Below are 14,874 nucleotides of genomic sequence, written 5' to 3' on the forward strand. Positions count from 1 at the left end.
TGGAAAACGACAAAAACTCAGGAAAGTGGTGGTCGGTCGGTTTTAGCGGACGCGGACGCGGTCGGGTTGGCAGGGTGTTCGAACACCTGCCAGCCCCCGCCCAGTGCTTTGTAAAGCTGCACGCTGTCGAGCAGCAGTCGGGTGTTGCTTTCGTTGGCACTCAGGCGTGCAGTCAGGCGCGCACGCTGCGAATCCAGCAGGGGCAACAGGTCGATCTGCCCGCGGGTGTAGAGCGACTGAGCGCGATTCTGTGCCGTCTCCGCAGACGCGGCGGCCAGTTGCAGTGACCCGGAACGGCGACGTTCCTGCGCCAGCGTGACCAGGGCGTTTTCCACATCCTCGAGCGCCCGCACGATGCCGTCTTCGGCGCGCAACAGCGCTTCTTGTTGAGCGCTTTCAGCCGCATCGTTGATTGCTTGTGTGCGCCCCGCATTGAAGAGCGGCATCGCCAGCAGGCCCGCGACGTTGGTGAAGCGCGCAGCGCCGAGATCGGCACCGTTCAGGTTGAGACCCTGGCGGCCGAAGGACGCGCCGAGGAAGAGTTGCGGGAACCACTCCGCTTTCGCTTGCTGGCGACGGGCATTGGCGGCGTCGAGCTGTGCCATCAGCGCCAGTACGTCCGGTCGGCGTTGCAGCAACTCGGCGGGCTGACCGGGCTTGGCCTCGGGTACATCGGCCAGGTCTGCGCCCGGAGGCTGGATGCTTGTGGTGTTGAAAGACTGGTCGGCGATCAGCACCGCGATACGGTGACGTGCCACCGCCACTTGGGTTTCCAGCGGCGGAATCTGCGCCCGCGCCGACAAGGCGTCGGTTTGTGCACGCTCGACGTCGAAGGCGGATGCCAGCCCCACCTGTTGACGCGCGGAGACCAGACGCAGCGTCTCATCCTGCATGGCCGAAATTGCGCGGAGCGTCGCGACCTGGCGCTGTGCTCCGACCAGTGTGAAATAGTTGCTGACGACATCGCTCATCACCAGCAGGCGTACGCCTCGCATGCTGTGTTCGGCGGCCAGTGCATCGGCGTCTGCCGCCGCTGCACCGGCTCGTAGTCGGCCGCTCAGGTCGATTTCCCACGAGACATCCAGACCCGCACTGGCGGTCCTGGTATCCGGATAGCCCTGTTTTACCGCCGAGTTGAAGCCGCTGCTGCGGTCGCTGCCGGAGACCGATGCACCGACACTCGGGAGCAGCCAGGATTGGCTGACCGTTTCTCCGGCTCGCGCTGCACGCAAGCGTTCGGCGGCCATCTTGACGTCGCGGTTCTCACGCGCGGCGCGGCGCACCAGATCCGACAGTAAGGGGTCGTGGTAGACCTCCCACCACGCCGCCTCGGGCTCCATTTCGGAGGCCGTACTCGCGGCGAAGTGGCTCGGCACGTCTACTGATGGCTTGACGACCGGCGTGGAGCAACCGGAAAGGGCGAGGGCAATCGAAGTGACAAGGGTTGCCGCCATGGCGAACCCAGTCGAGCATGGGGTCCGTTGCAAGGTTATCCCACCGGTATGGCGAGGCAGCGGAGGGAGGGTGGAAAGTCGCAGCATTAGAAATGGACTCGTGTAGTTCGAGGTGGCGTCAGCGTAGGGGCCTCTGTGCGCGAAGTAGTCAGCGAAACGTCGCCGTTCGGTCGCCATGCACACGTGATGTCGATGTCGGAACGGTCATTCGCCGTCCCTTTCTATCGCCTGTTCACGGTCTGCTGACGCCAGATCAGAGCCAATTGACTCCAGCAACTCTTCGGCGGACGAGAACTCGCGCTGACGCCCGGTGACCAGGTTCTCGAGGCGGCCCATCAGGGCCTTCGGTCCGGCATCACTGCGCAATTTGACGACGTAGGAGCGTCGGCTCGGGTATTTGGATTCAGGGTTAAGGCTCATCGCAGACCTGGGGATCGAGAAAGTTCGACGCCAGCGTAAGCCGCCCCTTGGGAGGAGTCGTAAGCGAAAGGTCAGGGTTTGGTCGGATAACGTCTGTCTGCCACAACAGTCGTCACCTATCGTTCCCCAAACTGACTCATGACGCTACAGGGATCTCTTTTCGAACATTGAATTTCGACGGATCATGGCGTTGAGGCCCGTTCATTCACACGGCATTACCAGGAGCATCAGGGAATGAATTTTTTTGATTTCATCCGATCAGTTCCAGATGTTGTCTGGTCTGGCTTGTTAGCGTCGGGTCTGACACTCGGGGGTGTTCTTATTTCCAACAGGAGCAATAAATCGCGGTTGGAAATGCAACTTAATCATGATGCGACCATAAAGTCTCAAGAGCGTACCGCGTCGCTAAGGCGAGATGTTTATCTGGATGCGGCGAAAAAAATGCCGAAAGCGTTGAGTTCATTAATCGAGCCTTCCGATAGGGATGAGTCATTCACCGTTAGCCCTGGTTTAAGCGATTTCTTTTCCGTTGCCGCGCAGATTCAGCTAGTGGCGGAGCCTGTGACGGCATCGTTAGTCGGTGAGCTGGTATCAAAATATAACGATCTTTTGATGAAGTCCGCCTTCAGTAGAGCGGTACTTGGTAAGGCTATCAGTGACAGAAATGGCTGGGAAAGAAAGTGCGAACGCGCAGTTTCAGAGTCCGAGCGAGTGCTGCTTGAGCTCAACAGGTTGAAAGAAGTGCCACCTACAGATTCGAAAATGATTGACGCGGTGATGGGGTCTTATGAACGTTATTTTAACGAGGCGGAAGAGGCAAGGCTGGCGCTGAACGGTGCTGAAACACGGGTGAGAGTAGAGCGTCTTAATTTGTTGAAGCGCTTGTTGCCAAACGTCAAGGACATTGCTGAGTTTCAGGTTTCAGTTCTCATTGGTATCCGGAACGATCTGGGTTTGACTTCGGATGTTGAGTTGTTGGAACTTCAAGCTAAAAAAGAATTAACGATTATGGAGAATACAATTAGTTCTTTAGAGGAATTGGTTGATCTGTATAGCGGTGACAAATTTTAGGGGCTGAAAATAATGAGGCCGCGCGCACGTTTTACCAATTCAGTCCCATGCGTTTCGGGCAATTGGTCAATCAGCCTCACCAATGCCTGGTGATCTTCAGTGGTAGCGTCGTGTTGCTCACACAGCTCGACCCTTGCGAGCAGCTCCAGCCACGATGCTTCCTGGGCGCGTGCCTCCTCAATCGCATGCCGCACCGCCACGCTGCTGGCATCTGATCGACCCTGAACTCGCGCGATCGCGGCCTCCAGCAGCAACAGCTGCGGCAGGTATACGCGTTCGCCCAGTTCCTCTCCCACCCGGAAGGCTTCCTGCAATTCAACGTGCGCTGCGTCGTAATCGCCTGCCAGTAGCCGCGCTTCGGCGGCGTAGCCGAGTACTTCGCTGGCACCGGAGCGCATGCCGAGTCCGGTATGTTCCTCGTAGGCCTCGCGGATATTTCGGTAGCCGTCGCGGGGTGCACCGTTGCGTGCGTCGGCCCAGCCGCGCCACCAGCGGCAAGCCGTGCGCCCGAGTGCGAGGGAATTTTCATCGACGAGCTTCTGCATGTCGTCAGCCAACACTGTCACACGTTCAGGGTTTCCCAGTCGTACCTCGATCAACACCTCCTGCCATGCAGCGACCAGCCATGTCATGGGTTGTCGAAGCGCATGTGCGCGGGTTCGTGCCCGCTGCATATGGGTTCGTCCTTGCTCAATCAGGCCAGAACGCACCAGCTCGATGGCCAGCATACCGTGCAGCATGACTTGGGGATCCGCTGCAAAGATCTCGTTGGTCCCGATGTCCAGCGGCTCGGCGATCGCGAGGGCGCGCTCTAACCAGCGGCGAGTCGTTTTCGTACGACCCTGGAGGTGATGCACCTCGCCCTGAACGATGCATGCTGCCAGCATGAGCACTTGATCGTTTGCGTTCCGGGACAGCGCTTCAGCACGCACTGCCACTTCCAAAGCCTGCGAATAATCGCCGCGCAAACCGAGCAGATAGCCGAATCCGTGCAGAAGGCGCCCGCGCATAGGGTGCTCGGGTACATCCGCTAGCAGTGTGTACGCACGTTCGAAAGCCCCCTTGGCTTCGCTGCCGACACCGAACATGTGGAAGGCCGAAACCCCCTGCAACGTGGCCAAGGTAATTTCGAGCGTATCGCGCTCCACCCCTTTGGGTGCATGCATAAGCAGGATCAGGGCGCGCTCAGTGAGGCCGATGCACAAGTCCGGGCTGAAGTGCTGTAGCGCGGCTTCTGCGGCCTCGGCGTAGTAGCGCAGCGCGATCATCGGCAGCCGAGCACGGTCGAAGTGCATCGCCAGTTCCGAGGCCGCAACCGACACACCGGCCGAGCGCTCGCGTTCGAGGGCAGTGCCCACCTGGCCATGGAGATCGATGCGCAACGAACGCGGCGTGCGGTCATACAGCACTTGGCGAAACAGGGCGTGCCGGAACGAGTAAGGAGGCTCTACCGCCTCGTCAACATCGGGAGCCCGCGAATGTGAGAGCCATACCTGCTCACGCATCAGTTCTTCACAGGCGCCGATCACTGAAGAGAGATTGCGCCCCAGGGCTAGCGAAACCGTCTCAACCCGGAAGCCGGCCCCGCACACCGCAGCCGCCGAAAGGAGTGCACGTTGCTCCGGACCCAGCTTGGCGATGTAGTGATCAATGATGGCGGCCAGGTTGTCGGGAACCGCCAGATCCGTCAGTCGAGCTTCGATGGTGGTTTCGTCTTCTTTTGCATCCATCACTTCACTGATGATCGAGGAAACGAACAACGGCACGCCGTCGGTCCGTTCGTGCAGGGCGCGCACGAAGGCTTCATCGCGTGCCAGTGAGGCTGAACGCAGCGCCACATAGTCGGCGACCTCGGTTTCCGAAAAAGGGTCGAGCACCACTTCCTCGCACAAGCGTTGCAGTCGCAGTTCGTGTCGCAATGAGCTGAGCGGATGGTCGAGCGCTACCACTTCGGCAAGGCGGAAGCTCGACAGCCACATGAGCCGGGCGGGGCCTCGTCGTCGCGCCATGTAGTTGATGAGCTGGACCGTCGCCCGGTCGCTCCAGTGCAGGTCTTCGGTGACCAGCAAGAGAGGGCGCAGCTCTGTGTAGCGGTCCAATAGTTCACCGAATTCCCTCAGCATGCGCTCCGGGCCGACACCGGCCAGCTCGCGCCGCAATGCGTCTCGCTCCTGCGTGCTACTCAACCACGGCAATTGCAGCAGCCAGGTGGGTGCCACATCGCGCAACAACGCCGGCAGGCTCGGGTCGTTGCGGCACAGATCGGCTAATGCCTCCAGCACCGGCAGGTATGGCTCGCCGGTGCCGAAGTGCTCCATGCAATGGCCGCGTGCGCAGGCGATGCCGCCAAGGCCGGCGAGGAAATGTTCGATCAATGTGGTTTTGCCGATCCCCGGTTCTCCAGCAAGCCAGACCACGGCACGCTGGCCAACACCGGCTCGCTCCCACGCCCGCTTCAGCCTCGAGGCCTCGTCAATGCGACCGATGAATGGCGGAAACGGATGTGTGTCGGTCGCCGTAACTGCCATGGAAGTAGGCGGTATCGAAGCAGCAGGGGGCGATACGGCGATGAAGCGATAGCCACGCCGCGACACCGTCTCGATAAAACGAGGGTGCTTGGGGTCATCGCGCAACACTTTGCGCAGATCGCTGATGGCCGTCTTCAGGACAGAATCGCTGACAAACCGATGCCCCCACACGGCATCCAGCAAGGCGTCTTTGGATACCAACGACCCCGGCTGGCGGGCGAGCACGCATAACAACAGAAAGGGGGTCGGCGCCAACGCCACCGCTTGCCCATCACGCAACAGGCAAGCGTTAGTCTCGTTGAGTTCGAACTCGCCAAAGTCAAGCAGGGCAGGGGACGGATGGGGCTGCGGACGCGCCACGGTTGATTCCTAAAGACTTGAAACAGGGTAGTGCGTTGAAGTTTCGCACGGGATTCAGCGTTGAAAAAAATGTTCCTGCCGTCCTGGTCCATTGCTGACATGACAACGCTGATCGGCTCTGAAGCCAAGCGTCGTCGGTCGGAAACTGGCACACGTGCAACTTCACGCCACGCGCCTTAACGCGGCCACTGACGCCTTTATCTCAGCTCGTCCGGTCGGTCACATCACGGTTTTTCAATGATCTCAAAAATTAATGACAAAAACATCAATATTGAAATATCTCTCAATATTGCATACCTTGAGTCTGCCTGACGATGAGACCTGCGCGCCTCACGACTTCAATCACAACAAGGGCTCGAAATGAACAACAACAAGAAAGATTCCGAATTGCCTCCCTCCGCCGTTGACGTGCTGGTCGTCGGATACGGTCCGGTTGGTGCAACAATCGCGGCGCTGCTCGGCCGCTACGGGGTTACGACCCTGGTGCTGGATAAGCTCCATGAAATCGTACTGATGCCTCGTGCCATTGCCCTGGACAACGAGGCGCTACGCATCCTGCAACTCGCAGGTTTGTCGGAAGACGCTTTCGAGAAGATCGTCATCCCTGAAGTGAAGATGCACTCACCGGTACTCGGGCAATTCGGTCGAGCCAATACCGAGGGGTGTATCGACGGCCATCCCAAGCTTGTGACGTTCTATCAACCCGACCTCGAACGAGCGATGCGTGGCCAGGTTTCCCGGCTGAAATCAGTGACCAGCCTGGGTGGTTTCGAGCTGGAGAGTCTGGTCGAAGAAGCGCAGGGCGTGGTCGCCACCGTACGGGATCAAAATGGGCACTCGCATACTGTCCGCGTCCAGTACCTGATCGGTGCGGACGGCGCCAGTTCCAGGGTCAGAGCGCTGATTGGTCAGGAGTTCGAAGGACAGACCTATGCGGAGGATTGGCTGATTGTCGACGTCAAGAACCGGCATAAGTCAGCGATTGATCACATTGAGTTTCTTTGTAATCCGCTGCGCCCAACGCCGCACATGCCGGCACCCGGCGGCAGGGAGCGTTGGGAGTTCATGCTGCAATCCGGCGAGTCCCGGGAAGAGCTGGAAAGCCCGGAAAGCATAGCCCGGCTGATCGCGCCATGGATCAACCCGCAAGAACTGGAAATCGAGCGCAAGGCGGTGTATCGATTCCACGCTCGCTGCTGCAACAGATTCAGCCAGGGGCGCGTTTTTCTCGCCGGCGACGCCGCGCACATCACGCCCCCTTTTGTCGGGCAAGGTCTCGTCGCGGGACTTCGGGATGGCTCCAACCTTGCCTGGAAACTGGCTTGGGTCCTTCGCGGCCATGCCACGCCTGCAATACTTGAGACCTACGACGTAGAACGCCGTCCCCACGCCCAGGCGATGATCAATCTGGCGAAACTCATGGGGCGCCTGGTGATGCCCAAGAACAAGATCGCCGCATTCTTTATCCACGGCCTGATGCGTACGCTGGCGTTGACTCCCGCTACCAGGAGGTACTTCGAACAGTTGGACATCAAGCCGAAGAACACCTTCAAGCACGGCCTGTTCGTACAGCATCGCCGGGGCGATAAACTGGTGCGCGGCAGCTTGTTTCCCCAGACCTGGATACGCAACCTGCAAAAGCAGATCAAACTGAGCGACGATGCGCTTGGAGACAACCTGACCCTGGTTGGATTCGGTGTTGACCCGTTGTCACTGCTGACCCCTGATCAGATCGTTTCCTGGGAAAAAATGGGAGGTCACTTTTTAGAGGTCAGAGCTCGCGGCCAACGCTCCGGCGGCAGCTGTGACTTCATCGAAGACATGAACCATGAGATCCTGCCGCTGGCTGCCAAGGGAACGCTCGTCGCGGTTCGCCCCGACCGTATCATCATGCACCACGCCCCTGGCGCAGAGGCAGGCAATCTCCTTCAGGACTGCAGGCGCTTGCTGGCCGGCAAAGACGCCACTCCGGACAGCGTTTCCATTACCATCAACCAGCCCATTAGATTGCGAGCTTGATAATGCATTCCCCCACTCTTCCTTTAGAATCTGACGCGCCAGAACCTCTAACGAGAGGTCACAAGAAACGTGAGCGCACCCGTCGCGGTCTCGTGGACGCGGCATTACGCCTTATCGCACGTAAGGAAGTGGGGGAGATCGCATTGCTCGAGGTCGCCGCGGAAGCAGCGGTATCCAACGGCACCATCTACAATTATTTTCGAACTCGCGACGAGGTATTGGAGGCGGTGGGCATCGCCATGGCCGCCGAGTTCTCCGATGCCATTTCCGCCATGAGCAGGGACGTGCACTGCGGCGCACAGAGGCTTTCGATCGGCGTGCGCATGTTTGTATGCCGGGCCGCGGCCGACCAGCAATGGGCGAATGCGCTGCTGCGCATCATCCATTTCGACCAGGCAATGCGCTCGCGTCTGGCTGACCATGTACTGGGCGATCTGCGTGAGGGACAGCGAGCGGGCACGTTTGCTTACGAGGACGAAGGTGTCGCTCTGGATATTGTCTTGTCGTGCACAACCGGAGCCATGCGCTCGGTTGTCGAGGGGCGGGCGGTGGCTGAGCACGATCTGCGGGTTGCCGAAATGGTTCTCCAGGCTCTGGGCGTCACGCCTGCCAGAGCCAGGAAGATTGCCGGCAAGCCGCTACCGGTCTGAACGGATGTCATCCTTTTGCCAGGCTTGATCAATCCATCGCCGATAGCTCTTCGCCTGGCGACGAGCCTTCAACTGATTGCCGATCAACGCCATGAGTGGCGACGTCGCGGGGTTTGTCCGTTTTCCTTGGCTCAGCAAGCCGAGTTGCTTCTTGATCACCGACGCCACGGCAAGTGACGCCAACGTCTTGTTCTTCCATCGGACGACGATGGGCTCCACTTTAATGTCGCGACCCGCCATCCACTGTTTCGGCAGGGCTGGCTCGATTGCCAACGCAGTAGCAAGTCCGACCATCGACACCGAGCCGCTCACCACTCGCTCGGCGACCTCCTTTCTACGCACGCCGCCGGTGACCATCAGCGGCATGCACGCTATTTCTCCTATTTTCTCCGCGAACTCAAGAAAATAGGCTTCTCGCGCCAAGCGGCTGCCATCGCGGGTCTGTCCCTGCATGGCCGGGCTTTCGTAGCTGCCACCCGACAATTCGACCAGGTCGACCGCCTTCTCGTTAAGCATTTCCACCACGCGAGCCGCGTCCTCGGCATTGAACCCGCCACGCTGAAAGTCCGCGGAGTTGAGCTTCACGGCGACGCAAAAGATCGGTGCCACTCGCTGACGTATTGCGTCGATGGTTTTCAATACAATTTGCGCGCGGTTTTCCAGGCTACCGCCCCAGCGGTCTTCGCGCCGATTGGTCAAGGGCGAAAGGAATTGGCTGAACAGGTAGCCATGCGCTGCATGAACCTCCACGCCGGTGAATCCGGCGCGCTCGGCCAGCACCGCCGCTTGGGTATAGCGCTCGATCAGTTCTTCGATCTCCTGCTCCTCTAAAGCCCTGGGCGGCACAAACGCTTTTGAAAGTCCGGGGATATCGACCGCCACTGCGGAAGGCCCCCTTGCCGATTGCCCCATTGAAGCCAACAGCTGCCGTCCGGGATGATTGATTTGCATCCAGGCCTGGGCCCCACGGCTGCGGCAAGCCTCGGCCCAAAGCTTGAATTTGCCCAGGTTCCGATCATCCTCAAGCACTACACCAGCGGGGCCGGTCAAGGCGTGACGGTCAACCATGACGTTGCCGGTGATGATCAGACCGGCACCACCCTCCGCCCAACTCCGATAGAGCTTGACCAGCGCTTCCCCTGGAGCGTGATCCTCATTGGCAAGGTTCTCCTCCATGGCAGCCTTGGCGATCCGGTTTGGAATCACCGTGCCGTTGGGCAATCGAAGCGGTTTGAAGAGATTTGAGCCGGTCATGTTCTGTCCTTCAGCTGATAAAGAGTCAGTCAACATAATTGAACATGCGTGTTCAGTTGTGTCAATGTGCAGCACTTTTTCTGACCCGGCATCATCGATCAAGACAATCGGATTATATAGGTTTAAGCCCATTATTCAGACAGAGAAACCAACATGCTAAAAAATATGGTTGACGTAAAATGAACACGAGTGTTCAATCAACCCATAAGGTAATCCTGGAGAGAGAACCGTGGAATCCCTGAATCCAACACAACGCCGCATTCATCAAGCCGCCTTTCGCCTGTTCGCTGAAAAAGGCACCTCACAAGTGAATATTCTCGACCTCGCACAAGAGGCAGGCGTGGCGCGCGGAACGGTCTATAGCAACATCGACAGCATGGAAAGCCTGTTCGAGGCGGTTGCCAGTCATCTCGCGAGGGAGATGCATGAACGCGTCAACAAGAGCTTCAATTCCCTCACGGATCCTGCTCATCGCCTGGCCAATGGCATTCGATTCTTCATTCGCCGAGCGCACGAAGACTCCCAGTGGGGCGCGTTCATCCATAAATTTGCCATGAGCAATTCTGCGTTGCGCGAAATGTTCAGCAGCCAGGCGACCAGGGATCTCCTGAGCGGGCTTACCACTGGGCGCTACACGTTTGCGCAGGAGCAATTGCTCTCGGTACTGACGCTGATATCGAGCAGCGTACTCGGCTCGATTTTCCTGGTACTGGAAGGTCACCGGACGTGGCGCGAGGCGGGCTCTGATACCGCCGAGCTGGTACTGCGGGCATTGGGTGTGCCGTCAGAGGAGGCGCGTGCGTTGGCGACCATGGAGTTGCCGGCACTTTCATCTCTCGACTAAATCCGTAACTGACTTGACTGGATAAACCCCTGAATTTTCAGGGGTTCGGGACAGCTTTGCCCTAAAAAACCGGAAAACAAGAACAATGAACAATAAAATCGAATTGCATCGGTTGGCGACGCAACAGCCCGCCCGGCATCCTCAGCCGACGGTCAAGGCCCGGGATCTGACGCACCTGATCTTCCAGCGGCCGGACTTGGATGAGGCGGCGCGGTTCCTGACTGACTTCGGCCTGGCGGTAAGTCGGCAGGAGGCCGATACGCTCTATATGCGGGCCACTGACGCCACTGCATATTGTTACCGTGTCCAACGGGCCGAACATGCACGTTTCATCGGGTTCGGACTTGCCGTGCAGTCTCTGGACGAACTGGAAAAGCTCACTCGAATCCCGGGTGCGTCATCGGTCGAGAAATCGGAACATCCTGGTAAAGGGTATTACGTCAGACTGACGGATCCTTCTGGGTTCATTGTGGAAGCCGTCTGCGACCAGACGCCATGCAAGACGCTGGCCCATAGAACTCCTCTCAACTGGAATCTGGCGACGGAACAACCGCGAATCAACGCCACGCAGCGCCCGCCGATTGCTCCCCCTGAAGTCCTCAAGCTTGGCCACATCGTCATTGAAGTGGCCGACTATCAAGCAACCTGTGCCTGGTATACGCAGCATTTCGGGTTTATTCCCAGCGATGTGCAGGTACTTCCCGATGGCACACCTATCGTCGCCTTCATGCGCCTTGACCTCGGTGACATCCCCGCAGCTCACCATACGCTCGCGATTGCCCAAGGGTTCATGGCTACCTACAGCCATAGCGCCTATGAAGTCGTCGATGCAGACGCCGTGGGTATGGGGCAGCGCGTTTTGCGCGACCGCGGCTGGGAGCACTCATGGGGTATCGGCCGACACATTCTGGGCAGTCAGATCTTCGATTACTGGCAAGACCCTTGGGGTGACAAGCACGAGCACTACTGCGACGGGGATCTTTTCACGGCCACTCGGCCTACGGGCATTCATCCGGTCAGCCCCGAGGCAATGGCGCAGTGGGGGCAGCGCATGCCCAAGAGTTTTACCAAACCCAAGATGAGCCTGGCCAATCTGCTACTGCTGATCCGCAACCTGCGACGCAGCCCGGACCTGACCATTCGAAAGTTGGTAACACTCATGCGGATGTTCGGGTAGAGCTGTCGCCATGTCAGGCCGTTCAATCAGATATGGCCGGCGCGATGTGCTCAAAGCCGGCGCTGTGATCGCCGGCGTCTCGATGGTTTACAGCGTTACCAGCCCGCCCTCAGAACAACACCAGAATTCTCGTGCCATCGAGCACGGGGAAAACACCGCTCCAGGAGTGCCTTCAATGTCTGCAGTACACGTAGTCCGCTTTGAATTTCAGAATGGTATCCATTGGGGCGTGCTACGCCAGGGCCGTATCACAGTTGTTCCCGGTGTCTTTGAAACCACCGGCGACTTCATTCGCCAGAACAGTATCGACGACCTCGCTCAACTGAAAGGTTCGGAGTTGGAGGAGGGTGAAGTAAAACTGCTGTCTCCGGTAACCCGTAACCAGCAGTTCGTCTGCCAGGGTGCCAATTACCGCCAGCACATGATCGAGTCGGGCATGGACCCGGATGCGAAGAAATTCAATATGATCTTCACCAAGGCGACGAGTTGCCTGGTGGCGGCTGACAGCGACCTCATCAAACCGCGCCACGTGCGCTTCCTTGACTACGAGATCGAACTGGGTCTTGTGATGAAGCGCTCAATCACCGGCGCTATTGCTGTCACAGACGCCAATCTGCATGAGTTCATAGCAGGCGTCGTCATTGTCAACGACTACTCGGCTCGTGACATTCAGATTCCCCAGATGCAGTTTTACAAAGGCAAGAGCTACCGCACTTTCGGCCCGGTCGGCCCGTACCTCTGCCTTCTGGATGCCAAGAGCATGCATTACCTGAAAGCACTGCAGCTACGCCTGACAGTCAACGACCAGGTGCGACAGAACGACAGCACGGCCAATCTGGTTTACGGCCCCGCTGAAACCTTGACTGAACTCTCCGCCTTGCAAAATCTCGCCGTTGGAGACCTGATCGCCACCGGTACGCCTGCCGGCTGTGCCCTGACGATCCCTTCGCCTGCCAAAATGCGCATTGCAGCCCTGCTGCCCGAAGCCACCAAGTGGAAGCTTTTCCTCAAGGCGCAGGAAGGCCGGACGCAGTATCTCAAGGTCGGTGACGTGGTCGAGGCGCGCATTCGCAGCGCCGACGGTGTGATCGACCTCGGCGTACAACGCAACCGCGTCGTGGGGGAAGCCTGATGGTAGTGCAGACCCTGGATGACATCGAAAGCCTCGAACGCGTCCCCTTGTCGGAGCGTGGCCTGGCTAGCAGCACTTATGAAGTTCTGCGTCAGGCGGCCGAGCGCTCCCCCGAGGCACCAGCGCTCAGTTTCTTCGCCGATGCCGCCGATTTCAAACGCACCTACAAGTGGAACTACTCCCATCTTTTCGCGGATATCACCCGCGCGGCAAATGCCTTCCATGACCTGGGCATAAAACCGGGCGAGGTGATTGCCTTCATCCTGCCCAACCTGCCGGAAACCCACTTCACTCTATGGGGCGGGGAGGCGGCGGGGATTGCCATGGCGATCAATCCTCTGCTTGAAGCCAAGCAGTTGGCTGGCTTGTTGAATGCCGCGAAGGCATCCGTGGTGGTGACGCTCGCGCCGATGGCGGGCAGTGACCTGTGGCCCAAATTGGCGTCGCAGCTGAATCAGTTGCCCACGGTCAAGTCTGTTGTCTGGGTCAGCATGGAGCCCTATGTCGCGCAACCTGTACGTGGAGCTCTGAAAGCCGTGGCGCTGAAGGAACGAGACTTACACAGCGGCATCGCGATCCACGATTGGCAATCGCTGATGAACACTCAGCCGCACACACACCTGAAGAGCGGTCGACAAATTCGTCAGGATGAGTGCGCCTCCTACATCTGTACGGGCGGCACTACCGGGCTCCCCAAGATCGCCGCGCGTACTCATGGCTCGGAAGTATTCAACGCATGGGCCGTAGCGGCTCACTTGCAGCCACGCAGTGGTGGCCAGGTTGTTTTTTGTGGCCTGCCGCTGTTTCATGTCAATGGCCAACTGGTGACTGGGCTGATGCCTTGGACTCAAGGCGACCATGTGATCCTCGGGACGCCTCAGGGGTATCGGGGCGAGGGGGTGATCCCACGATTCTGGGAGATGGTCGAGCACTTCGGCATCAACCTCTTTTCCGGCGTGCCAACTGTCTATGCCGCACTTCTGCAAAATGAATGGCAGGGCCGGGATCTGTCCAGTCTTCGCTTTGCCATGTGTGGCGCCGCACCGATGCCGGCTGAGCTTTTCCGGGAGTTCGAGCGCCGCACCGGGGTGAGGATCCTTGAAGGTTACGGTCTTACCGAGGGTGCCTGCGTCTCTTCAATCAATCCACCCCATGGCGAGCGCCATATCGGCTCCATCGGGATGCGGATCGCCTACCAGAATATGCGCGCGGTCCTGCTCAATGATTCGGGAGAGTACCTGCGCGACGCCAACGTGGATGAGATCGGCCTCATCACGATCAGTGGTCCGAACCTCTTCGAGGGTTATCTGGAGGAGCGTCATAATCAGGGCCTCTGGATCGATATCGACGGTCAGCGCTGGCTGAATACAGGCGATCTGGGTCGCCAGGATGCGCAAGGTTACTTCTGGCTGACCGGACGCAAGAAGGAACTGATCATCCGTGGTGGCCACAACATCGATCCCAAGCAAATCGAGGAGGCTCTTCAGACGCATCCCGCCGTCGCCTTGGCCGCTGCAATCGGCAGCCCCGATGCCTACTCGGGCGAGGTGCCGGTTGCGTACGTTCAACTACGCCCCGGACAAGTGTGCAACGCCGAAGAGCTCCAGATATTCGCACATCACAACATCAGCGAGCGGGCAGCAGTTCCCAAGCGCATTGAAATCCTCAACGCGCTGCCACTGACGGCCGTGGGCAAGATATTCAAGCCGGCTTTGCAGCAGCGGGAGATTGCCAAAGTAGTCCTGCAGGAAGTCGAACGTCTGGGGCTTTTGGATATTGCTGTTGAAGTCGTGCAGGACAATCGTCGTGGGCAGGTTGCCTGCGTCAGGGCCGGCACCGACCAGGAAGTCCTGGCTCCGCTTTTGGGGCGTTACAGCTTTCAAGTCGAGTGGATTAATTGAGTTCCTGATTCGCAATCTGCAAGTCCAGCAGTTATGCCCTGGCGCTGTTCAGTCGGGGTGTTTT

The 14,874-nt window shown here is 58.8% G+C and carries 11 protein-coding genes; 7 read left to right on the forward strand and 4 right to left on the reverse strand.

The window, feature by feature from the left end; translation table 11 throughout:
- Positions 1–17: 17 nt before the first annotated feature.
- Positions 18–1,541 carry a TolC family protein gene (locus tag LOY55_RS14835; RefSeq protein WP_408980988.1) on the reverse strand — a complete coding sequence of 508 codons (1,524 nt, stop codon included), beginning with the start codon at positions 1,539–1,541 and terminating at the stop codon, positions 18–20.
- A 117-nt stretch (positions 1,542–1,658) separates the two neighbouring features.
- On the reverse strand, positions 1,659–1,874 hold the full coding sequence (locus LOY55_RS14840; protein ID WP_077430226.1) for a hypothetical protein: 216 nt from the start codon (positions 1,872–1,874) through the stop codon (positions 1,659–1,661).
- 234 nt (positions 1,875–2,108) lie between these two features.
- Between LOY55_RS14840 and LOY55_RS14845 the strand changes: the two genes are divergently transcribed.
- Positions 2,109–2,945, forward strand: coding sequence for a hypothetical protein (locus LOY55_RS14845; RefSeq protein ID WP_109784733.1), 837 nt, complete (start codon positions 2,109–2,111; stop codon positions 2,943–2,945).
- Here LOY55_RS14845 and LOY55_RS14850 read toward each other — a convergent pair.
- Entirely contained in the window at positions 2,942–5,833 is a 2,892-nt protein-coding gene (locus LOY55_RS14850) for an AAA family ATPase (protein ID WP_258668254.1), read from the reverse strand. The genes LOY55_RS14845 and LOY55_RS14850 overlap by 4 nt on opposite strands.
- 360 nt (positions 5,834–6,193) lie before the next feature.
- On the opposite strand from LOY55_RS14850, the gene LOY55_RS14855 reads away from it, so the two are divergent.
- Both LOY55_RS14855 and LOY55_RS14860 read left to right on the forward strand, forming a co-directional pair.
- Positions 6,194–7,852 carry a bifunctional 3-(3-hydroxy-phenyl)propionate/3-hydroxycinnamic acid hydroxylase gene (locus LOY55_RS14855; RefSeq protein WP_258668255.1) on the forward strand — a complete coding sequence of 553 codons (1,659 nt, stop codon included), beginning with the start codon at positions 6,194–6,196 and terminating at the stop codon, positions 7,850–7,852.
- A gap of 2 nt (positions 7,853–7,854) precedes the next feature.
- Complete coding sequence (locus LOY55_RS14860) at positions 7,855–8,502, forward strand: TetR/AcrR family transcriptional regulator (protein ID WP_046027405.1); 648 nt, start codon at positions 7,855–7,857, stop codon at positions 8,500–8,502.
- On the opposite strand, the gene LOY55_RS14865 is transcribed toward LOY55_RS14860, so the two are convergent.
- Positions 8,491–9,756, reverse strand: coding sequence for an NADH:flavin oxidoreductase/NADH oxidase family protein (locus tag LOY55_RS14865; protein ID WP_258668332.1), 1,266 nt, complete (start codon positions 9,754–9,756; stop codon positions 8,491–8,493). The genes LOY55_RS14860 and LOY55_RS14865 overlap by 12 nt on opposite strands.
- A gap of 229 nt (positions 9,757–9,985) precedes the next feature.
- On the opposite strand from LOY55_RS14865, the gene LOY55_RS14870 reads away from it, so the two are divergent.
- From LOY55_RS14870 to LOY55_RS14885, 4 genes are all read left to right on the forward strand, one after another.
- Positions 9,986–10,600, forward strand: coding sequence for a TetR/AcrR family transcriptional regulator (locus tag LOY55_RS14870; protein ID WP_046027403.1), 615 nt, complete (start codon positions 9,986–9,988; stop codon positions 10,598–10,600).
- Positions 10,601–10,685: 85 nt separating this feature from the next.
- Positions 10,686–11,777, forward strand: coding sequence for a VOC family protein (locus LOY55_RS14875; RefSeq protein ID WP_109784737.1), 1,092 nt, complete (start codon positions 10,686–10,688; stop codon positions 11,775–11,777).
- A 175-nt stretch (positions 11,778–11,952) separates the two neighbouring features.
- Positions 11,953–12,909 carry a fumarylacetoacetate hydrolase family protein gene (locus LOY55_RS14880; RefSeq protein WP_258668256.1) on the forward strand — a complete coding sequence of 319 codons (957 nt, stop codon included), beginning with the start codon at positions 11,953–11,955 and terminating at the stop codon, positions 12,907–12,909.
- Positions 12,909–14,810 (forward strand): acyl-CoA synthetase, encoded by a 1,902-nt coding sequence (locus LOY55_RS14885; RefSeq protein WP_258668257.1) that lies wholly within the window; start codon positions 12,909–12,911, stop codon positions 14,808–14,810. Before LOY55_RS14880 ends, LOY55_RS14885 begins: the two co-directional genes overlap by 1 nt.
- Positions 14,811–14,874 lie beyond the last annotated feature (64 nt).

It is taken from the genome of Pseudomonas sp. B21-040 (assembly GCF_024748695.1).
GTDB lineage: Bacteria > Pseudomonadota > Gammaproteobacteria > Pseudomonadales > Pseudomonadaceae > Aquipseudomonas.